17 protein-coding genes and 1 riboswitch are annotated in these 20,651 nt (G+C 67.8%); of the genes, 12 read left to right on the top strand and 5 right to left on the bottom strand.

Features of this window, described 5'->3' with window-relative positions; genetic code table 11:
• Positions 1 to 119 precede the first annotated feature (119 nt).
• On the top strand, positions 120 to 3,275 hold the full coding sequence (locus OG395_RS37045; RefSeq protein ID WP_327246833.1) for an efflux RND transporter permease subunit: 3,156 nt from the start codon (positions 120 to 122) through the stop codon (positions 3,273 to 3,275).
• Positions 3,276 to 3,402: 127 nt separating this feature from the next.
• Here OG395_RS37045 and nadA read toward each other — a convergent pair whose 3' ends face one another.
• Positions 3,403 to 4,599 (bottom strand): quinolinate synthase NadA, encoded by a 1,197-nt coding sequence (gene nadA, locus OG395_RS37050; protein WP_266986513.1) that lies wholly within the window; start codon positions 4,597 to 4,599, stop codon positions 3,403 to 3,405.
• Between the two features lie 284 nt (positions 4,600 to 4,883).
• Between nadA and OG395_RS37055 the strand changes: the two genes are divergently transcribed.
• Complete coding sequence (locus OG395_RS37055) at positions 4,884 to 5,240, top strand: HesB/IscA family protein (protein WP_030933606.1); 357 nt, start codon at positions 4,884 to 4,886, stop codon at positions 5,238 to 5,240.
• 132 nt (positions 5,241 to 5,372) lie between these two features.
• Here OG395_RS37055 and OG395_RS37060 read toward each other — a convergent pair whose 3' ends face one another.
• Both OG395_RS37060 and OG395_RS37065 read right to left on the bottom strand, forming a co-directional pair.
• The gene (locus OG395_RS37060) at positions 5,373 to 6,824 is read right to left on the bottom strand and encodes a hypothetical protein (RefSeq protein WP_327246834.1); all 1,452 of its coding nucleotides are present in this window, start codon (positions 6,822 to 6,824) and stop codon (positions 5,373 to 5,375) included.
• A 138-nt stretch (positions 6,825 to 6,962) separates the two neighbouring features.
• Positions 6,963 to 7,160 (bottom strand): hypothetical protein, encoded by a 198-nt coding sequence (locus tag OG395_RS37065; protein ID WP_327246835.1) that lies wholly within the window; start codon positions 7,158 to 7,160, stop codon positions 6,963 to 6,965.
• A 159-nt stretch (positions 7,161 to 7,319) separates the two neighbouring features.
• On the opposite strand from OG395_RS37065, the gene OG395_RS37070 reads away from it, so the two are divergent.
• The gene (locus OG395_RS37070; RefSeq protein ID WP_327246836.1) at positions 7,320 to 8,294 is read left to right on the top strand and encodes a carbohydrate kinase family protein; all 975 of its coding nucleotides are present in this window, start codon (positions 7,320 to 7,322) and stop codon (positions 8,292 to 8,294) included.
• Positions 8,295 to 8,304: 10 nt separating this feature from the next.
• On the opposite strand, the gene OG395_RS37075 is transcribed toward OG395_RS37070, so the two are convergent.
• Entirely contained in the window at positions 8,305 to 9,687 is a 1,383-nt protein-coding gene (locus OG395_RS37075; RefSeq protein ID WP_327246837.1) for a cysteine desulfurase/sulfurtransferase TusA family protein, read from the bottom strand.
• Positions 9,688 to 9,956: 269 nt separating this feature from the next.
• On the opposite strand from OG395_RS37075, the gene ctaC reads away from it, so the two are divergent.
• The 4 genes from ctaC to OG395_RS37095 all read left to right on the top strand — a co-directional run bounded on the left by ctaC (position 9,957) and on the right by OG395_RS37095 (position 14,433).
• The gene (ctaC, locus tag OG395_RS37080) at positions 9,957 to 10,919 is read left to right on the top strand and encodes an aa3-type cytochrome oxidase subunit II (RefSeq protein ID WP_327246838.1); all 963 of its coding nucleotides are present in this window, start codon (positions 9,957 to 9,959) and stop codon (positions 10,917 to 10,919) included.
• Entirely contained in the window at positions 10,916 to 12,652 is a 1,737-nt protein-coding gene (gene ctaD, locus OG395_RS37085; protein WP_327246839.1) for an aa3-type cytochrome oxidase subunit I, read from the top strand. The genes ctaC and ctaD overlap by 4 nt, the downstream gene beginning before the upstream one ends.
• On the top strand, positions 12,649 to 13,047 hold the full coding sequence (locus OG395_RS37090; protein ID WP_327246840.1) for a cytochrome c oxidase subunit 4: 399 nt from the start codon (positions 12,649 to 12,651) through the stop codon (positions 13,045 to 13,047). Before ctaD ends, OG395_RS37090 begins: the two co-directional genes overlap by 4 nt.
• Positions 13,048 to 13,176: 129 nt before the next feature.
• Entirely contained in the window at positions 13,177 to 14,433 is a 1,257-nt protein-coding gene (locus OG395_RS37095) for a L,D-transpeptidase (protein WP_327246841.1), read from the top strand.
• A gap of 73 nt (positions 14,434 to 14,506) precedes the next feature.
• Here the strand turns inward: OG395_RS37095 and OG395_RS37100 are convergent, their stop codons facing one another.
• Complete coding sequence (locus OG395_RS37100) at positions 14,507 to 14,908, bottom strand: hypothetical protein (protein WP_327246842.1); 402 nt, start codon at positions 14,906 to 14,908, stop codon at positions 14,507 to 14,509.
• Positions 14,909 to 15,095: 187 nt separating this feature from the next.
• On the opposite strand from OG395_RS37100, the gene ctaE reads away from it, so the two are divergent.
• The 5 genes from ctaE (at position 15,096) to trpD (ending at position 20,448) form a co-directional block, all read left to right on the top strand.
• Positions 15,096 to 15,716, top strand: coding sequence for an aa3-type cytochrome oxidase subunit III (gene ctaE, locus OG395_RS37105; RefSeq protein WP_266986533.1), 621 nt, complete (start codon positions 15,096 to 15,098; stop codon positions 15,714 to 15,716).
• 62 nt (positions 15,717 to 15,778) lie between these two features.
• Entirely contained in the window at positions 15,779 to 16,588 is an 810-nt protein-coding gene (gene qcrC, locus OG395_RS37110; RefSeq protein ID WP_266986535.1) for a cytochrome bc1 complex diheme cytochrome c subunit, read from the top strand.
• Positions 16,585 to 17,637 carry a cytochrome bc1 complex Rieske iron-sulfur subunit gene (gene qcrA / locus OG395_RS37115; protein WP_327246843.1) on the top strand — a complete coding sequence of 351 codons (1,053 nt, stop codon included), beginning with the start codon at positions 16,585 to 16,587 and terminating at the stop codon, positions 17,635 to 17,637. The genes qcrC and qcrA overlap by 4 nt, the downstream gene beginning before the upstream one ends.
• On the top strand, positions 17,634 to 19,259 hold the full coding sequence (qcrB, locus tag OG395_RS37120) for a cytochrome bc1 complex cytochrome b subunit (RefSeq protein WP_327246844.1): 1,626 nt from the start codon (positions 17,634 to 17,636) through the stop codon (positions 19,257 to 19,259). The genes qcrA and qcrB overlap by 4 nt, the downstream gene beginning before the upstream one ends.
• 124 nt (positions 19,260 to 19,383) lie before the next feature.
• Positions 19,384 to 20,448, top strand: coding sequence for an anthranilate phosphoribosyltransferase (gene trpD, locus OG395_RS37125; protein ID WP_327246845.1), 1,065 nt, complete (start codon positions 19,384 to 19,386; stop codon positions 20,446 to 20,448).
• A gap of 84 nt (positions 20,449 to 20,532) precedes the next feature.
• Positions 20,533 to 20,650: riboswitch (SAM riboswitch) on the top strand.
• Position 20,651: the final 1 nt, after the last annotated feature.

Raw genomic sequence — 20,651 nt, forward strand, 5'->3', positions numbered from 1 at the left:
AAAGTGACCCTGGGGTCGACGCTTCCACCCCTGTGGATGAGCGATGGTGTAGCTGGGCCGGGTCTGTCCCCGAGTCACCCGCCCACCTGCCGCGTACGCCACAGAAGAGAGACCCACCCATGTCCTGGCTGTCCAGATTCAGCCTCGCGCAAAGGGCCCTGATCGGGCTGATCTCGATCGTCGCGCTCGTCTTCGGAGCGATCGCGATTCCGCAGCTCAAGCAGCAGTTGTTCCCCACCATCGAACTCCCGATGGTGTCGGTGCTCGCCCCCTACCAGGGTGCGTCGCCCGATGTGGTCGAGAAGCAGGTCGTCGAACCGCTCGAGAACTCCATCAAGGCCGTCGACGGCGTCACCGGCGTCACCTCGACCGCCAGTGAGGGCAACGCCGTCATCATGGCGTCCTTCGACTTCGGTGACGAGGGCACCAAGCAGCTCGTCGCCGACATCCAGCAGGCGGTGAACCGCGCCCGCATCCAGCTGCCCGACGACGTCGATCCGCAGGTCATCGCCGGCTCGACCGACGACATCCCGACCGTCGTCCTCGCCGTCACCTCCGACAAGGACCAGCAGGCGCTCGCCGACCAGCTGGACCGTACCGTCGTCCCCGCTCTGGAGGACATCGACGGTGTCGGCCAGGTCACCGTCGACGGTGTCCAGGACCTCCAGGTCTCCATCACCCCCGACGACAAGGAGCTCGCGGCCGCCGGTCTGAACGCCGGATCCCTTGCCCAGGCCCTCCAGGCGGGCGGCGCCACGGTCCCGGCCGGATCGTTCTCGGAACAGGGCAAGAGCCGCACCGTCCAGGTCGGCGGGGCCTTCACCTCCCTGAAGCAGATCGAGGACCTGCAGGTCGCCGGTCAGGACCCGGCCACCGGCAAGCCCGGCAAGCCGGTCCGCATCGGTGACATCGCCACGGTGAAGCAGGAGCCGTCCACCGCGGTCTCCATCACCCGTACCAACGGCAAGCCGAGCCTCGCCGTGATGGCCACGATGGACAAGGACGGCAGCGCCGTCGCCATCTCGGACGCCGTCAAGGACAAGCTCCCCGACCTCCGCAAGGACCTCGGCGCCGGCGCCGAACTGACCGTAGTCTCAGACCAGGGCCCCGCCGTCTCCAAGGCGATCTCCGGTCTGACCACCGAGGGCGCGCTCGGCCTGCTCTTCGCGGTCATCGTGATCCTGGTCTTCCTCGCGTCGCTCCGCTCGACGCTGGTCACCGCGGTCTCCATCCCGCTCTCCGTGGTCCTCGCGCTGATCGTGCTCTGGACCCGCGACCTGTCGCTCAACTTGCTCACGCTGGGCGCGCTCACCATCGCGATCGGCCGGGTCGTCGACGACTCGATCGTCGTCCTGGAGAACATCAAGCGTCACCTCGGCTACGGCGAGGAGCGCCAGACCGCGATCATCACCGCGGTGAAGGAAGTGGCCGGCGCGGTCACCGCCTCGACCCTCACCACGGTCGCCGTCTTCTTGCCGATCGGTCTGGTCGGCGGCATGGTCGGCGAGCTCTTCGGCGCGTTCTCGCTGACCATCACCGCGGCCCTGCTGGCCTCCCTGCTGGTCTCGCTGACCGTCGTCCCCGTCCTGTCGTACTGGTTCCTGCGCGCACCCAAGGGCAGCGCCGAGGACCCGGACGAGGCCCGTCGCAAGGCCGAGGAGAAGGAAGACCGCAGCAGGCTTCAGCGGCTCTACGTCCCGGTGCTGCGCTTCGCGACCCGTCGCCGTATCACCAGCGTCGTCATCGCCCTCGTGGTGCTGTTCGGTACTTTCGGCATGGCTCCGCTGCTGAAGACCACCTTCTTCGACCCGGGCGAGCAGGAAGTCCTGTCCATCAAGCAGGAGCTCACCCCGGGCACCAGCCTGGCGGCCGCCGACGAGGCGGCCAAGAAGGTCGAGAACCTCCTCGCCGACGACGAGGGCGTCAAGGACTACCAGGTCACCGTCGGCTCGTCCGGCTTCATGGCGGCCTTCGGCGGCGGTACGGGCGCCAATCAGGCCTCCTACCAGGTCACCCTGAAGGACTCGGCCGACTACGACGCCACCCAGAAGCGCATCGACGAGGGCCTCGGCAAGCTCGAGGGCATCGGTGACACCACCATTGCCGCCGGCGACGGTTTCGGCAGCCAGGACCTCAGCGTCGTGGTCAAGTCCGCCGACGCGGACACCCTGAAGAAGGCGTCCGAGAAGGTACGGGCCGAGGTGGCCAAGCTCAAGGACGTCACCGACGTCCAGAGCGACCTGGCGCAGAGCATTCCGCGCATCTCGGTCAAGGCCAACTCCAAGGCCGCGGCCGCCGGATTCAACCAGGCCACCCTCGGCGCGGCCGTCGCCGGTGCGGTGCGGGGCACCCCGTCCGGCAAGGCGATCATGGACGACACCGAGCGCGATGTCGTCATCAGGTCCGCCCACCCGGCCACCACGATGGACGAGCTGAAGAACTTCTCGCTCGGCCCGGTCAAGCTGGGGCAGATCGCCGATGTGAAGCTGGTCCCCGGCCCGGTCTCGATGACGAGGATCGACGGCCAGCGTGCCGCCACGATCACCGCCAAGCCCACCGGTGACAACACCGGCGCGGTCAGCACCTCGCTCCAGAAGAAGATCGACGCCTTGGACCTCCCGGACGGCGCCACCGCCACCATCGGCGGTGTCTCCCAGGACCAGAACGACGCGTTCAAGAAGCTCGGCCTGGCCATGCTCGCGGCCATCGCGATCGTCTTCATGCTGCTGGTCGCGACCTTCCGGTCCCTGGTCCAGCCGCTGATCCTGCTGGTCTCCATCCCGTTCGCGGCGACCGGCGCCATCGGCCTCCTCGTCGTCACCGGCACCCCGATGGGCGTCGCGGCGATGATCGGCATGCTGATGCTGATCGGCATCGTGGTGACCAACGCGATCGTGCTGATCGACCTGATCAACCAGTACCGGACGCAGGGCATGGGCGTCGTCGAAGCAGTCATCGAGGGCGGCCGCCACCGCCTCCGCCCGATCCTGATGACGGCACTCGCGACGATCTTCGCCCTGCTCCCGATGGCGCTCGGCGTCACGGGCGAGGGCGGGTTCATCTCGCAGCCCCTCGCGGTCGTGGTGATCGGCGGCCTGGTCACGTCGACGCTGCTGACGCTGCTGCTGGTGCCGACGCTCTACGCGATGGTGGAGCTCCGCAAGGAGCGCCGCGCGACGAAGAAGGCCATCAAGCGCGCGAAGAAGGCGGGCGTTCCGGGCTCGGCCCAGTTGGAGGAGACCACCTCCGAGGAGCCGGAGCCTGCGAAGGCCTGACGTCCGGCACGCACGAAGGCCCCGACACCGTTCACGGTGCCGGGGCCTTCGTGTGCCGGCCTTCCGGGTCCATACGGGCGATCGAGGCCCCAGGCAGGGGGCGGAGGCCCGGAGAGACCCGTGGCGCCTACGGGAGCGCCAGCATGCGCTCCAGCGCCAGCTTCGCGTACTTCTCCGTCTCGGGGTCGACCTCGATCCGGTTGACCAGGTTCCCCTCGGCCAGCGACTCCAGCGTCCACACCAGGTGCGGCAGGTCGATCCGGTTCATCGTCGAGCAGAAGCAGACCGTCTTGTCGAGGAAGACGATCTCCTTGTCCTCCGCGGCGAACCGGTTGGCCAGGCGGCGCACCAGGTTCAGCTCGGTGCCGATCGCCCACTTCGAGCCGGCCGGGGCCGCCTCCAGGGCCTTGATGATGTACTCCGTCGAGCCGACGTAGTCCGCCGCGGCCACGACCTCGTGCTTGCACTCGGGGTGCACCAGCACATTGACGCCCGGGATGCGCTCGCGCACATCGTTGACGGAGTCCACCGAGAAGCGCCCGTGCACCGAGCAGTGCCCGCGCCACAGGATCATCTTCGCGTTCCGCAGCTCCTCGGCGGTGAGGCCGCCGTTCGGCTTGTGCGGGTTGTAGAGGACGCAGTCCTCCAGCGTCATCCCCATGTCGCGGACCGCGGTGTTCCGTCCCAGGTGCTGGTCGGGGAGGAAGAGGACCTTCTCGCCCTGTTCGAAGGCCCACTCCAGGGCGCGCTTCGCATTGGACGAGGTGCAGATCGTGCCGCCGTGCCTGCCGGTGAAGGCCTTGATGTCGGCGGAGGAGTTCATGTACGAGACGGGTACGACCTGCTCGGCGACCCCGGCCTCGGTCAGTACGTCCCAGCACTCGGCGACCTGCTCGGCGGTGGCCATGTCGGCCATCGAGCAGCCGGCGGCCAGGTCCGGCAGCACGACCTTCTGGTCGTCGGTGGTCAGGATGTCCGCGGACTCCGCCATGAAGTGCACGCCGCAGAAGACGATGTACTCGGCTTCCGGCCGGGCGGCCGCGTCACGGGCGAGCTTGAACGAGTCGCCGGTGACGTCCGCGAACTGGATGACCTCGTCGCGCTGGTAGTGGTGGCCGAGAACGAAGACCTTGTCCCCGAGCTTCTCCTTGGCCGCGCGGGCGCGCTCCACCAGGTCCGGGTCGGACGGGGAGGGCAGATCGCCGGGGCACTCGACGCCGCGCTCACTCTTCGGGTCGGCCTCGCGGCCGAGCAGCAGCAGGGCGAGGGGTGTCGGCTGGACATCGAGGTCCTGGACGGGGTGGGCCGTAGTCACGTCACGCACCCTTTCTTCTCTGCAGATAAGCCTTTTCGTCTAATTGACGTTATCTATCATATCCGGTTCACGTCACTTTGACGATGCCGATAGCGTCCATGTGACGAATTCCCTCTGAAGGTGGTCGGGGGCTGTTCCGGGGTCGCGAGAGGCGCCCCGGTCCCGCCCGGCACCTCTTCCCGGAGGGGTGTGCGAGCATGAAAGGAACAGGCAAGCGCTCGGCCCGGAATGAATCCGCGGTCCCGACGGTTGCAACGTCGGCAAGCAGTCCGTACAACCCGGGAGAGAAGCAGATGTCCGTATCGGACGAGACCACCACCGTGAGCGACGGCATCCTCCTGTCCGACGCCGCCGCAGCCAAGGTCAAGGGCCTGCTGGAGCAGGAGGGCCGTGACGACCTGGCGCTGCGCGTCGCCGTCCAGCCCGGCGGCTGCTCGGGCCTGCGCTATCAGCTCTTCTTCGACGAGCGTTCGCTCGACGGCGATGTCGTGAAGGACTTCGACGGCGTCAAGGTCGTCACCGACCGGATGAGCGCTCCGTACCTGGGTGGCGCCTCCATCGACTTCGTCGACACCATCGAGAAGCAGGGCTTCACGATCGACAACCCGAATGCCACGGGCTCCTGCGCCTGCGGTGACTCCTTCAGCTAAGTCGCGAAGGCGGTAACGGGCAGCAGTGCCTGCAGAAGGCGGCGGCCCCCGGACTCCGGGGGTCGCCGCCTTCTGTCGTGCCAGGCACCGATCAGCCGACCGTCACCGACGTCATGACATGACCGCGTGCACCTAGCCGCGCGGCACCGTGCCGCCCGCCGCGTCGAGCACCTTCCGGTCACCCAGCGGGGCGTCCAGTGTCACCGTCCGCGTCAGCTCCTTGGCGATCATGATGCAGACCTTCTTCGGGTCCGGGGTCGACTCGGTGATCGTCACCCGCACCGCGTCCGCGCTCTCGGTCGCGCTCGCCGCGTACGTACTGCACACACCGCCCCAGAACGTCACCTTCAGCATCCGGCCGGCCGCGGTGTACGAGGTCAGCTGGTGCGTGGACCGGGACGTGTCCCCCGTGCCCGAATCCGACCCCGGGTTCTTCGAAGAAGGCTTGGCCCGCGAGTCCGGGTCCACTGCGACCTGCGCCACCGTGTTGCCCGTTCCACCTGCTGCCGGACGCACCGAGAAGAGCCACGACGGTACGAGTGTCTGCTCCCCGTCCACGTACCGCATCGCAAGGCCGAAGACCGCCTTGTCGACCGTCACGGTCGTCGTCTCACGCTCCGCTCCGGTCCGTGTCCCGCAGCTGACAGCCGGCGACTCCGGTTCGTCCCTCTCCAGTGGTACGGGGGTGGCGCACCCGCCGATGTGGCTCCGCGAAGCGTTCGCGCGGCCGGCCTCGTTCAGCTGCTTCAGCGCATCGTCCGCGCTGATCACCGGATACTCCGCACCTTTCTCCAGGCTCTTCAACTGACCGCTGCCGCCGACCACTTGGCCGTCGGGTCCCACCTGGATCCCCGTCGCCCAGCCGTATGTGGGCAGCCCGCCCACCACCGGGTTCGCGTTCACCACCCGTACCGAGCCCATGAGTTGGGACGCGTCGAGGACGGCATCGCCCTGGCCCGCCGCCTTCAGCACCGGCACGGCGGCGGCCTTGGCGGCGTTCTCGCTCACCGTCGATCCCGTGCCGTCCGGTGCCACGCCCTTGCTCGCACACACCGTCGTGCTCCGGCAGTTGTCCGTTCCGCCGGAGCCGAAGCGGGCGAAGGACCAGGTGCCCGGCGCCTGCTTGTTCACCCGCAGGATCGGACCCGAGCCGTCCCCGTCGGACCCCACCTTCCATGCCGTGCCCTCGGCCCGCGGAGTGCCCTCCAGGCCCAGAACCTTCGCCAGCCGGGTCACCTCCGCGGCGGAGACGGTGCCCTTCGCCCGGTGGACGGCGGCCTTGGCCGGGCCGTCGGGCAGCTTGCCGGACGCGCGGTAGACCACGCCGTCGCCGCTGGGGTCGGGCTCGCCCGGGGCGATACCCTCCGGGGGTGCCGTCGGGCTCGACGCGCCCTCGTCGAGCGCGAGCAGGGGAGGCGGGCGGTCACTGCTGCCCGCCCGGCTGCCGCTGCCGCCGTCCGCGGCAGCCCAGTACGCACTGCCGCCCCCGGCGAGCAGCACCGCTGCCGCCACCGAGGTCACGGCCAGCGGCGACCGCCGCCGTCGGGGGGCGGTCACGTCGTTGTCGGGTCGCTCGGTGCTCACCGGATCGCTCCTTCGGCTGCGTTGCCGTCACCATGACCGTCGCACGGTCATCGCCTGTCCCGCGAGTGCGGACAACGGTGGGACGGAGCAGGGGGGCACCCGGTTCCCGAGGGTGCCGGAAGCGAGCGGTTGCGGCCGTCAGTCGCCGTACTCGGACATCGCGTCGATCAGCCGTGCGGACGCGTCCGGAACGGTGACGCCATGAATCAGGGACGGCGTGACAGGGGTGGGGGCGGCCTTGGCGGGTACGACCCAGTGCGGAGCCATCCGTGCGCAGTCACCGCGCAGCTCGGCCAGGCTGATCTCGGACTCGCTCGGGGCGATGTTGTTCGGCATATCCGCACCGTAGGCACCGCAGACCTCAGGACAAAAGACCTACTATCGGGTAGTTTTTCCCCTTCAGGGCGAGTGCGGCGAACGGGTAGCGTGAACTGTCACGCCGTCCCGGGAACGCAGTCACCCGTTCCCCCCGACCTCCGCAGGAGCAGTCTCCCCGTGCGTATCGCAGTCACCGGCTCCATCGCCACCGATCACCTCATGACCTTCCCCGGCCGTTTCGCCGATCAGCTGGTCGCCGATCAGCTGCACACGGTCTCGCTCTCCTTCCTGGTCGACAACCTCGATGTGCGCCGGGGCGGTGTCGCCGCCAACATCTGCTTCGGCATGGGCATGCTCGGTACCGGCCCGATCCTGGTCGGCGCCGCGGGCTCCGACTTCGACGAGTACCGCGCCTGGCTCGACCGGCACGGCGTCGACACCGGCTCGGTGCGGATCTCCGAGGTCCTGCACACCGCCCGTTTCGTCTGTACGACGGACGCCGACCACAACCAGATCGGCTCCTTCTACACGGGCGCGATGAGCGAGGCCCGGCTGATCGAGCTCAAGGCCGTCGCCGACCGTGTCGGCGGTCTCGACCTCGTCTCGATCGGTGCCGACGACCCGGAGGCGATGCTCCGCCACACCGAGGAGTGCCGCTCCCGGGGCATCGCGTTCGCCGCCGACTTCTCGCAGCAGATCGCGCGGATGGACGGCGACGAGATCCGGATCCTCCTCGACGGCGCCACGTACCTCTTCTCCAACGAGTACGAGAAGGGGCTCATCGAGTCCAAGACCGGCTGGACCGACGAGGAGATCCTCGGCAAGGTCGGCCACCGCGTCACGACGCTCGGGGCCCGCGGCGTCCGGATCGAGCAGGCCGGTCAGGAGCCCATCGAGGTCGGCTGCCCGGAGGAGGAGACGAAGGCGGACCCGACCGGCGTCGGTGACGCCTTCCGCGCCGGTTTCCTCTCCGGCCTCGCCTGGGGCGTCAGCCTGGAGCGCGCCGCGCAGGTCGGCTGCATGCTCGCCACGCTGGTCATCGAGACGGTCGGCACCCAGGAGTACACCCTGCGCCGCACCCACTTCATGGACCGCTTCACCAAGGCGTACGGTCACGACGCCGCCGCCGAGGTCCGCACCCACCTGCGCTGATCCGGGAACGCTACGACAGCCGGCGGACCACATAGGCGGAGCCCCGGTCCGCCGGCTCCTCACCCACGTACTCCTGCTCCCGCATCTCGCACCACGCCGGGATGTCCAGCCGCGCGGCCTCGTCGTCCGAGAGCACGGTCACCGTCCCGCCCACCGGTACCTCTCCGATCACCTTGGCGAGCTCGATCACCGGGATCGGGCACCGCCTCCCCAGCGCATCGACCACCAGGGACGCGGCCGTCGCGGGGGAGGGGGCGGGCGAGACGGGCGCGCCCAGCCTCTCCCGTACCCCTGCCACGACCCCCGGCAGCACCCGGAGGAAGCGGTCGACGTCGTCCTCCGTGGTGCCGGCCGGCAGGGACACCCGGACGTTGCCCTCCGACAGCACTCCCATCGCCTTCAGTACATGGCTCGGTGTGAGCGTGCTGCTCGTGCAGGACGAACCGGACGAGACGGAAAATCCCTCCCGGTCCAGTTCATGGAGGAGTGTCTCCCCGTCGACATAGAGACAGGAGAAGGTCACCAGGTGCGGCAGTCGCCGCACCGGATCGCCGACCACCTCCACATCGGGCACGACCGAGCCCACGGTGGCTCGAATCCGGTCCACCAGCGCTCGCAGCCGTACGGACTCCACCGCCGCCTCGGCCCGGACGGCCCGCAACGACGCCGCCGCCGCCACGACGGCCGGGATGTTCTCGAAGCCGGCGGCCCGCCCCGACTCCCGTTCGTCCGCCGCGCCCTGGGGTGCGAACCGGACCCCCTTGCGTACGGCGAGCAGCCCCACCCCCGAGGGTCCGCCCCACTTGTGGGCACTGGCCGCCAGCAGCGACCAGCCGCCCGGCACCGGACCCCAGCCCAGCGACTGGGCGGCGTCCACCAGCAGTGGCACGCCCGCCGCCCGGCAGGCCTCCGCGACCTCGGCCACCGGCTGCTCCGTACCGACCTCGTGGTTGGCGGACTGCAGGCAGGCCAGTGCGGTGTCCTCACGCAGGGCCTCCCCGTACGCAGCCGCGCTCACCGTCCCCGCCCGGTCCACCGGCACCTCGGCGAACGTCCCGCCCTGAGCCTCATGGGCGGCGGCCGAATGGAGCACCGACGAGTGTTCGACCGCCGAGACCACCAGATGGCGGCCGACACGCCGACGCCCGGCGAGGGCCCCGGAAATTCCCGAGTGCACCGCCCGGGTTCCCGACGAGGTGAAGGTCAGCTCGTCCGGGCGGCACCCCACCGCCTCCGCGGCCGCCTCCCGGGCCGCGTCCAGCAGCAGCCGGGCCCGCCGCCCCTCCCGGTAGAGGCGGGCCGGGTCGGACCAGCCCTCGTCCAGTGCGGCCAGCAGCGCCTGGCGGGCCACGGGGTGCAGGGGTGCGGAGGATGCGGCATCGAAGTAGGGCACATGTCCACGCTAGCTCGCACCCGCCGCCGCCTCGGGACGGGCCGCTCACGCAGCCAGGAGAGGACCCGTCAGATGGCGGCCGGAGGCCCGGATTCCACCCCTTCGGGGTGTCGGGCGGCGCGTTGGGCACCCTCCCCGCGCGACCCCAAATAGCGTCCAGTAGGGTTTGGTCCGCATAAACATCCAAACCCCTGCCCGCGTCAGGGCGGCGACCGACCAGAGAGACGGCCGCGCCGAACGCGCGGGCGAGACTCTCGGGAAGGCGCTACGTGAGTCCCAACGGCTCCGACCGCTCGTCGCGGCGCCCGATGCGGCGGAAGCTGCCGCAGGTGCTGACTGCGGGCCTGATCCTGGCGACCGCCACCGGTTGCACATACAAGGACTTTCCCCGCCTTGGTATGCCTACGCCGGTAACGGAAGAGGCACCACGGATCCTTTCCCTCTGGCAGGGCTCGTGGGCGGCAGCGCTCGCCACGGGTGTGCTGGTCTGGGGCCTGATCCTGTGGAGTGTCATCTTCCACCGGCGCAGCCGCACCAAGGTGGAGGTACCTCCGCAGACCCGGTACAACATGCCCATCGAGGCGCTGTACACCGTGGTCCCTCTCATCATCGTCTCGGTGTTGTTCTACTTCACCGCGCGCGATGAATCGAAGCTCCTCTCGCTCTCCCCGAAGCCCGCCCACACCATCAACGTGGTCGGCTTCCAGTGGAGCTGGGGCTTCAACTACATCGAGAACGTGGACGGCTCGACCGCCACGGGCAACAAGATCCCCAAGGAGCTCGACGCCATCCCCGACCGGTTCCGGAAGGACTTCCCCAAGGGTGCGGAAGGCGTCTACGACGTCGGCATCCCGGGCACCCGGAACCCGCAGAACGGCAACCCGGGTCCGACCCTGTGGCTGCCGAAGGGCGAGAAGGTCCGCTTCGTTCTGACTTCGCGTGACGTCATCCACTCCTTCTGGGTGGTGCCGTTCCTCATGAAGCAGGACGTCATTCCGGGCCACACCAACTCCTTCGAGGTGACTCCCAACCAGGAGGGCACCTTCATGGGCAAGTGCGCCGAGCTCTGCGGCGTCGACCACTCCCGGATGCTCTTCAACGTCAAGGTGGTCTCCCCGGAGCGCTACCAGGCGCACCTCAAGGAGCTGGCCAAGAAGGGCCAGACGGGCTACGTGCCGGCCGGTATCGAGCAGACGAACCCGGCCAGGAATGCGGAGACGAACAAACTGTGAGCATCCTCAACGAACCTCAGGGTGCCGCGGCAGCAGACGACTCGTACGAGGACGAGCTGCCGGTCCGGCTGAAGCAGCCGGGAAACGTCGTCGTCAAGTGGTTGACCACCACTGACCACAAGACGATCGGCACGATGTACCTGGTCACGTCGTTCGTGTTTTTCTGCATTGGCGGTCTGCTGGCGCTCTTCATGCGCGCCGAGCTGGCCCGCCCCGGCACGCAGATCATGTCGAACGAGCAGTTCAACCAGGCGTTCACGATGCACGGCACGATCATGCTGCTGATGTTCGCGACGCCGCTGTTCGCCGGGTTCGCGAACTGGATCATGCCGCTGCAGATCGGCGCGCCCGACGTGGCGTTCCCGCGGCTGAACATGTTCGCGTACTGGCTGTACCTCTTCGGCTCGATCATCGCGGTGGCCGGCTTCCTCACCCCGCAGGGTGCGGCGGACTTCGGCTGGTTCGCCTACTCCCCGCTCTCGGACGCCGTTCGTTCGCCGGGTGTCGGCGCCGACATGTGGATCATGGGTCTGGCCTTCTCCGGCTTCGGCACGATCCTCGGTTCGGTCAACTTCATCACCACGATCATCTGCATGCGCGCACCCGGCATGACGATGTTCCGGATGCCGATCTTCGTGTGGAACGTCCTGCTGACCGGTGTGCTGGTCCTGCTGGCCTTCCCGGTGCTCGCCGCCGCGCTCTTCGCGCTGGAGGCGGACCGCAAGTTCGGTGCGCATGTGTTCGACGCGGCCAATGGCGGCGCGCTGCTCTGGCAACACCTCTTCTGGTTCTTCGGCCATCCAGAGGTGTACATCATCGCCTTGCCATTCTTCGGAATCATTTCCGAAGTGATTCCGGTGTTCAGCCGGAAGCCGATGTTCGGCTACATCGGCCTCATCAGTGCCACGATCGCCATCGCGGGCCTGTCCGTGACCGTGTGGGCGCACCACATGTACGTGACCGGCGGTGTGCTGTTGCCGTTCTTCTCGTTCATGACGTTCCTCATCGCGGTACCGACCGGTGTGAAGTTCTTCAACTGGATCGGCACGATGTGGAAGGGATCGTTGTCCTTCGAGACACCGATGCTCTGGGCCGTCGGCTTCCTGATCACCTTCACATTCGGTGGTCTGACCGGCGTCATCCTGGCCTCGCCGCCGATGGACTTCCACGTCTCGGACTCGTACTTCGTCGTCGCACACTTCCACTACGTCATCTTCGGCACCGTGGTCTTCGCGATGTTCTCCGGATTCCACTTCTGGTGGCCGAAGTTCACCGGCAAGATGCTGGACGAGCGGCTCGGCAAGATCACGTTCTGGACGCTGTTCGTGGGCTTCCACGGCACGTTCCTGGTGCAGCACTGGCTCGGCGCGGAGGGCATGCCGCGCCGGTACGCGGACTACCTCGCCGCCGACGGCTTCACCCTGCTGAACACGATCTCGACGATCTCCTCGTTCCTCCTCGGACTGTCGATGCTGCCGTTCTTCTACAACGTGTGGAAGACCGCCAAGTACGGCAAGAAGGTCGAGGTCGACGACCCGTGGGGCTACGGCCGTTCGCTGGAGTGGGCGACCTCCTGCCCGCCCCCGCGGCACAACTTCCTCACCCTGCCGCGGATCCGCTCCGAATCCCCGGCGTTCGACCTGCACCACCCGGAGATCTCGGCGCTCGAACAGCTGGAGCACCACTTCGAGGGTGACAAGGCCCTCGCTGGTGGCAAGGAGGCCGGCAAGTGAAGATCCAGGGCAAGATGTTCCTCTGGCTGAGCATCTTCATCCTCGCCATGGCAATCACCTATGGCGTGTGGTCGAAGGAGCCGGCCGGTACCACCGCGCTCGTCCTGGCCTTCGGTCTGAGCGTCATGATCGGCTTCTACCTGGCCTTCACGGCGCAGCGCGTCGACGCGATGGCTCAGGACAACAAGGAAGCCGATGTCGCGGACGAGGCCGGCGAGGTGGGGTTCTTCTCCCCGCACAGCTGGCAGCCGCTCTCACTGGCCATCGGTGGCTCCCTCGCCTTCCTGGGAGTCATCTTCGGATGGTGGCTGCTCTACTTCTCGGTCCCGATCATCATGATCGGCCTGTTCGGCTGGGTCTTCGAGTACTACCGCGGCGAGAACCGCACCCAGTGACACCGCTCCACCGGTGACACACCGCTCCACCTGACGGGGGGCCCGCACTTCTCCTCCACGAGAAGCGCGGGCCCCCCGTTTGCAGTCACCCGGCGCGCTGAAACTGATGAATCTTCTTAGCGTGGGTTCATGAACCTCACGCCGCGCTTCCGACCCGTAGCGAGTTGCACACTGGTGGTCGTGACCCTGGTTGCAGGGGCGACTGCCTGTGGCGGGCCCGATGGCCATCCGCTGTCCGCGCAGCCGTACGACGCGGCGGACGAGATCTCCTTCAACACCCCAGAGGGCGGCAAGAAGGCCGATCCCGACAAGCCCCTCGAAGTCACCGTCACGGGTGACGACGGCCGGATCACGGACGTGACGGCAGTGGACACGGCCGGACACCATCTCGCGGGTGAACTCGCCGCCGACGGGAGTCGCTGGCACTCCACCGTCCCGCTCGCCGCGGGCACCCGATACACCGTCAAGGTCAGCGTCGAGGACGACGACGGCGCCCCGGGCGCCCGTACGCTCGCTTTCGAGACGGCCCCGGCGAAGAAGTTCCTGAAGGTCACCTTCGGCCCGCAGGCGGGCACCTACGGCGTCGGACAGCCCATTACGGCGGTACTCAGCGCCCCGGTCAAGGACAAGGCCGCCAGGGCCACCGTGGAACGCTCCCTGAAGGTCCGGTCCACGCCCTCCGTGACGGGCTCCTGGTACTGGGTCGACGACAAGACCCTGCACTACCGCCCGCAGGAGTACTGGCCCGCCAGGGCCACCATCGAGGCCACCAGCACCATGGCGGGCATCAAGGTCACCAAGGCGCTGTACGGGGCTCCCGCGAAGGCGTTGAAGATCACCACCGGTGACCGCATAGAGGCCATCACCGATGCCGCCGCGCACACCATGTCGGTCAAGCGCAACGGACAAGTGATCAAGACCATTCCGGTGACCACCGGCAGGCCCGGCTTCGACACCCGCAACGGCGTCAAGGTCGTGCTGAGCAAGGAGTACTCCGTACGCATGCGCGGGGAGACGATCGGCATCGCGGAAGGCTCATCCGACTCGTACGACCTGCAGGTCTACTACGCGACCCGCGTCACCTGGAGCGGCGAGTACGTACACGCGGCCCCCTGGTCCGTCGGCTCGCAGGGGTTGGCGAACGTCAGCCACGGCTGCACGGGCATGAGCACCAGCGAGGCCCAGTGGTTCTTCAACACCGTGCGCGAGGGGGACATCGTCAAGGTCGTCGGCAGCCAGGGCGCGACGATGACGCCGTTCGACAACGGCTACGGCGACTGGAACCTCTCCTGGGCCAAATGGCAGAAGGGCAGCGCCCTGCAGAACAACGCCACCCCGGACCGCTCGGACACGATCCAGGCGGCGCGCCTGCGCCCCGAGGTCTGACCGGCCGGGGGAGTGCGCTGCCCCTCGGAGGGACATGAAGGACCGCGGATGCGACCGCGGCGGTTCGGGCCGGTCAGGCGTCTGTGCAGAGCCTGTTGCGCAGCAGAGCGGCCAGGGTGTCGGCGAACTCGACCGGCTCGACCGGAAGGGTCACCGCGGCGTCCGCGCGGCTCCAGGTGGCCAGCCAGGCGTCCTGAGGGCGCCCGATCAGCAACAGCACCGGCGGACAGTGGAAGACCTCGTCCTTGATCTGCCGGCAGACGCCCATGCCGCCCGCCGGGGCCGTCTCGCCGTCCAGCACGCACACGTCGATGCCGCCGCTGTCCAGAGCGGTCAGGACGGCGGGCAGGGTGGCGCACTCCACGAACTCCAGCGGTGGCACGTCCGCCGCAGGCCTGCGACCGGCGGCCAGCCTCACCTGCTCACGGGTGTTGGCGTCGTCGCTGTAGACCAGGACCGTGGCGGTCGGCTGCATTGTTCCTCCGTGACATCTGTGTCTTCGGGGCTCTCGGGGCATGAACCGATGCGCGGATCGTACTCCGACGGACAGCCTGTCAGCACCGGTAATGACGCCGATTCGATGGGCCGTTCGGGGAGGACACACCCTGCTGACACACCGAACGGCACCCCCCGGAGTGAGGGCGGGATAAGCGACCGACATAATGTCGGTCGTGGCGACAGCAACGACAGTAGAAACCGGGCACGCGCACCCGTCGGTCAATCGACCGAACCTCACCAGCGTCGGAACCATCATCTGGTTGAGTTCCGAGCTGATGTTCTTCGCGGCCCTCTTCGCGATGTACTTCACCCTGCGATCGGTGATGGGACCCGACCACTGGAAGGAAATGGCTTCGGCCCTGAACTTCCCGTTCTCGGCGACGAACACCACGATCCTGGTGCTCTCCTCCCTCACCTGCCAGCTCGGCGTCTTCGCCGCGGAGCGGGGCGATGTGAAGAAGCTCCGTGCCTGGTTCGTGATCACTTTCGTGATGGGTGCGATCTTCATCGGCGGCCAGGTCCTGGAGTACACCGAGCTGGTGAAGAAGGACGGCCTCTCGCTGTCCTCCGACCCGTACGGCTCGGTGTTCTACCTGACCACCGGCTTCCACGGTCTGCATGTGACAGGCGGTCTCATCGCCTTCCTGCTCGTTCTGGGCAGGACATACGCAGCCAAGAGGTTCACCCACGAACAGGCGACCGCCGCCATCGTCGTGTCCTATTACTGGCACTTCGTCGATGTCGTGTGGATCGGCCTCTTCGCCACGATCTACATGATCAAGTAACCGGGCTCGAACCCGAACCACATCCAGCATCGACGCAGAAGATCCTGACACCGGGGTAATCCGTGAAAAAGCTCTCCGCACGACGACGCCATCCGTTGGCGGCGGTCGTCGTACTACTCCTCGCGCTGGCGGCCACTGGGGGGCTGTACGCCGCGTTTGCGCCCGCGAGTAAGGCGCAGGCCGACGACACCGCCCAGTCCCTCGCCATTGATGAGGGCAAGAAGCTGTACTCCGTCGGTTGCGCCAGCTGCCACGGAACCGGCGGTCAGGGCACCACCGACGGGCCGAGCCTGGTCGGCGTGGGCTCCGCCGCCGTCGACTTCCAGGTCGGCACCGGCCGTATGCCGGCGCAGCAGCCGGGTGCCCAGGTACCGAAGAAGAAGGTCATCTACACCCAGGCCGAGATCGACCAGCTCGCGGCGTACGTCGCGTCGCTCGGCGCCGGCCCGATCGTGCCGACCAAGGACCAGGTCAGCCCTGACGGTGCGGACATCGCCAAGGGTGGCGAGCTGTTCCGTACCAACTGCGCGCAGTGCCACAACTTCACCGGCGAGGGCGGTGCGCTGACGAAGGGCAAGTACGCGCCCAGCCTTGAGGACGTGGACCCGAAGCACGTGTACGAGGCCATGCAGACCGGCCCGCAGAACATGCCGTCCTTCCCCGACACGACGATGCCCGAGCAGCAGAAGCGGGACATCATCGCGTACATCAAGACCGTGAACAGCGCCGAGTCGGAGACCCCTGGTGGCCTCAAGCTGGGCGGGCTCGGTCCGGTCAGCGAGGGTCTGTTCGCCTGGATCTTCGGGCTCGGCGCACTGATCGCAGTTGCCGTTTGGGTCGCGGCCCACACCGCTAAGGCCAAGAAGTCATGAGTAGCCAAGAGATTCCAGAAGAGAACCTGCCTGCTGAGCAGGGCACCGCGCACACCGCGGTAGGGGTCGCGGACGACCCGTTCGCAGACCCGGGGCTGCCGGCCCACAGGCCGCGCATCCAGGACATCGACGAACGGGCCGCGAAGCGGTCGGAGCGCACGGTCGCGCTCCTGTTCCTGCTGTCCATGGTGGCGACCGTCGGCTTCATCGCCTCGTACGTCATCTTCCCGGTCGACAAGATCGTGTACATCTGGCCGTTCGGTCACGTGAGCGCGCTCAACTTCTCCCTGGGTCTGACCCTGGGCGTGGCCCTCTTCACGATCGGAGCGGGCGCCGTCCACTGGGCGCGCACGCTGATGTCCGACGTGGAGGTGGCCGACGACCGCCATGCCATCGCGGCCGAGCCCGAGGTCAAGGCGAAGGTTCTCGCCGACTTCGCGGCCGGTGCCGAGGAGTCCGCGTTCGGCCGGCGCAAGTTGATCCGCAACACGATGTTCGGCGCGCTGGCCCTGGTGCCGCTCTCCGGTGTGGTCCTGCTGCGCGACCTCGGTCCGCTGCCGGAGAAGAAGCTCCGCAACACCCTGTGGGCCAAGGGCAAGCAGCTCATCAACATGAACACGATGGAGCCGCTGCGTCCCGAGGACGTCGCCGTCGGTTCGCTGACCTTCGCCATGCCCGAGGGCCTGGAGGAGGACGCTCACGACTTCCAGACGCAGATCGCCAAGGCTGCGCTGATGATCATCCGTATCCAGCCGGAGAACATCAAGGACAAGCGCGAGCGCGAGTGGGCCCACGAGGGCATCGTGGCCTTCTCGAAGATCTGCACCCACGTGGGCTGCCCGATCAGCCTGTACGAGCAGCAGACGCACCACGTGCTCTGCCCGTGCCACCAGTCCACCTTCGACCTCTCCGACGGCGCCCGCGTCATCTTCGGTCCGGCCGGACACGCCCTTCCGCAGCTGCGGATCGGTGTGAACGCCGAGGGCAACCTCGAAGCGCTCGGTGACTTCGAAGAGCCCGTCGGTCCTGCCTTCTGGGAGCGCGGATGAGTACTGTGACCGACACCAAGCGCAAGGCGCCCGCCGGTGAGCGGGTGGCCGATTGGGCGGACGGCCGGCTCGGGATCTACTCCCTGGCCAAGGCCAACATGCGCAAGATCTTCCCGGACCACTGGTCCTTCATGCTCGGTGAGATCGCCCTCTACAGCTTCATCATCATCATCCTCACGGGTGTGTATCTGACGCTGTTCTTCCACCCGAGCATGAACGAGGTCGTGTACCACGGCTCGTACGAGCCGATGCAGGGCATCCGGATGTCCGAGGCCTACGCCTCGACGCTGGACATCAGCTTCGACGTCCGCGGTGGCCTCCTGGTCCGCCAGATCCACCACTGGGCCGCGCTGATCTTCCTGGCCGGCATGTTCGTGCACATGATGCGCGTGTTCTTCACGGGTGCGTTCCGCAAGCCGCGTGAGATCAACTGGCTCTTCGGCTTCCTGCTGTTCGTCCTGGGCATGTTCACCGGTTTCACCGGCTACTCGCTCCCGGACGACCTGCTCTCCGGTACGGGTGTCCGCTTCACCCAGGGCGCGATCCTGTCCATGCCGATCGTCGGCACGTACATCTCGATGTTCCTGTTCGGCGGGGAGTTCCCGGGCGGCGACTTCGTCGCGCGGTTCTACTCGATCCACATCCTGCTGCTGCCGGGCATCATGCTCGGGCTGCTGGTGGCCCACCTGATCCTGGTCTTCTACCACAAGCACACGCAGTTCGCGGGTCCCGGCCGGACGAACAAGAACGTCGTCGGCATGCCGCTGCTGCCGGTGTACATGGCGAAGGCCGGAGGCTTCTTCTTCCTGGTCTTCGGTGTCATCGCCGTGATCGCGGGCATCGCCTCGATCAACCCGATCTGGGCCATCGGTCCGTACCGCCCGGACCAGGTGTCCACCGGAGCCCAGCCCGACTGGTACATGGGCTTCGCCGAGGGTCTGATCCGAGTGATGCCGGGCTGGGAGATCAACCTCTGGGGTCACACGCTCGTCCTGGGTGTGTTCATCCCGCTGATGGCCTTCGGTCTGGTACTCGCCATCATCGCGGTCTACCCGTTCGTCGAGTCCTGGGTGACCGGGGACAAGCGCGAGCACCACATCCTGGACCGCCCGCGCAACGCCCCGACCCGGACCGCCTTCGGCGTCGCCTGGATCACCGAGTACATCATCGTCTTCATCGGCGGTGGCAACGACCTCTGGGCCACGCACTTCCACCTCTCGCTGAACGCCATCTCGTGGTTCGTCCGGATCTTCATCTTCGTGGGGCCGGTCGTCGCGTTCATCGTGACGAAGCGGATCTGCCTCGGCCTTCAGCGCCGGGACAAGGAGAAGGTGCTGCACGGACGCGAGTCCGGCATCATCAAGCGCCTGCCGCACGGTGAGTTCGTCGAGATCCACGAGCCGCTCGGTCCCGAGCAGCTGCACACGCTCACCGCGCACGAGCAGTACAAGCCGGTCGAGATCGGCCCGACGGTCGACGAGAACGGTGTCGAGCGCAAGGTGCCCGCGATGCAGAAGCTGCGGGCCAAGCTCAGCAAGGGCTACTTCGGCGAGCACAACCAGATCGAAAAGCCCACCGTCGAGGAGTACAAGGAGATCACCAGCGGCCACGGCCACCACTGATCACCTGAACTGATCGCCACAGCAGGAGCCCCGTCCATTCGATGGACGGGGCTCTTCGCTGTCCGTGGGGCTCGATAGGGTGGGGTGTATCCCCTTTATCGGCTGTGGACCCCAGGAGCGGACCATGAACGTTGTGACCCCGATCGGCGGCGACAGCGTGGCGGCTCGTTCCTGGCCGGGCGTGCTGAACCCGCTGATGCGTGGCGAGGACCTGACCGCCGACGACACCGCGTGGGCGATGGACAGCATCATGAGCGGCGAGGCGACCGACGTGCAGATCGCCGGTTTCGCCGTCGCCCTGCGGGCCAAGGGCGAGACCGTCGACGAGGTCACCGGACTCGTCCGCGCGATGTACGAGCACGCGACCACGATCCACGTGCCGGGCCGCACGGTCGACATCGTCGGCACCGGCGGCGACCTCGCCAAGACGGTCAACATCTCCACGATGTCCGCGATCGTCGTCGCGGGCACGGGCGCCAAGGTCGTCAAGCACGGCAACCGGGCCTCCTCCTCGGCCAGCGGCGCCTCCGACGTCCTGGAGAAGCTCGGCGTCAACCTGGAGCTGACCCCGCAGCGTGTCGTCGAGGTGGCGGAGGAAGCCGGCATCACCTTCTGCTTCGCGGTGAAGTTCCACCCCGCCCTGCGGTATGCGGCGAAGGCCCGCAAGGAGCTCGGCGCGCAGACCACGTTCAACATCCTCGGGCCGCTCACCAACCCGGCGCAGGTGCGCTCCCAGGCCATCGGTGTCGCCGATCCGAAGATGGCTCCCATCGTCGCGGGCGTGCTCGCGGAGCGCGGCAACTCCGCGCTCGTCTTCCGCGGCGACGACGGTCTGGACGAGCTGACGACCACGGCGACGTCCCGGGTCTGGGTGGTCCGCGACGGAGAGGTGCGCGAGGAGGCGTTCGACCCGCGCGACGTCGGTCTGCAGCTGGTCCCCGTCGAGGCGCTGCGCGGCGCCGACGCGTCGTACAACGCCGACGTGGCCCGCCGGCTGCTGGCCGGCGAGACCGGTCCGGTACGCGAAGCGGTGCTGCTCAACTCGGCGGCGGCGCTGGTGGCGCTGGACCCGGGCGAGGGCACGCTGAACGAGCAGCTCGCCGCCGGAATGGCGAAGGCCGCCGAATCCATCGACTCGGGTGCGGCCCGGGCGGCGCTGGAGCGCTGGGTGGCGGTCAGCAACACCTGACCGTACGGAAATGTGGCACAGGGCGCAGTCCAGATCTTGGACTGCGCCTTGCACGTCGGCGCACGTATGGCAGGATGCTGGTCAGGTCATGAGTGACAGCGACTACGGCCCCGGCCCGCTGTCCGGCAACCCTCCGTCCGTGGCGGGGTGCCCCGGGTGAAGACCAGGCCGTAGGCAGCGAGGTCTGCGGCAAGCGCGGACCC

The organism is Streptomyces sp. NBC_01320 (assembly GCF_035974375.1).
GTDB lineage: Bacteria > Actinomycetota > Actinomycetes > Streptomycetales > Streptomycetaceae > Streptomyces > Streptomyces yanii.

Excerpts from the sequence above, each read along its gene's own strand:
- OG395_RS37045 (WP_327246833.1), top strand. The coding sequence starts at position 120 with ATGTCCTGGCTGTCCAGATTCAGCCTCGCGCAAAGGGCCCTGATCGGG.
- OG395_RS37055 (WP_030933606.1), top strand. The coding sequence starts at position 4,884 with ATGTCCGTATCGGACGAGACCACCACCGTGAGCGACGGCATCCTCCTG.
- OG395_RS37065 (WP_327246835.1), bottom strand. The coding sequence starts at position 7,160 with ATGCCGAACAACATCGCCCCGAGCGAGTCCGAGATCAGCCTGGCCGAG.
- OG395_RS37095 (WP_327246841.1), top strand. The coding sequence starts at position 13,177 with ATGAACCTCACGCCGCGCTTCCGACCCGTAGCGAGTTGCACACTGGTG.
- OG395_RS37100 (WP_327246842.1), bottom strand. The coding sequence starts at position 14,908 with ATGCAGCCGACCGCCACGGTCCTGGTCTACAGCGACGACGCCAACACC.
- ctaE (WP_266986533.1), top strand. The coding sequence starts at position 15,096 with ATGTCGGTCGTGGCGACAGCAACGACAGTAGAAACCGGGCACGCGCAC.
- qcrA (WP_327246843.1), top strand. The coding sequence starts at position 16,585 with ATGAGTAGCCAAGAGATTCCAGAAGAGAACCTGCCTGCTGAGCAGGGC.
- qcrB (WP_327246844.1), top strand. The coding sequence starts at position 17,634 with ATGAGTACTGTGACCGACACCAAGCGCAAGGCGCCCGCCGGTGAGCGG.
- trpD (WP_327246845.1), top strand. The coding sequence starts at position 19,384 with ATGAACGTTGTGACCCCGATCGGCGGCGACAGCGTGGCGGCTCGTTCC.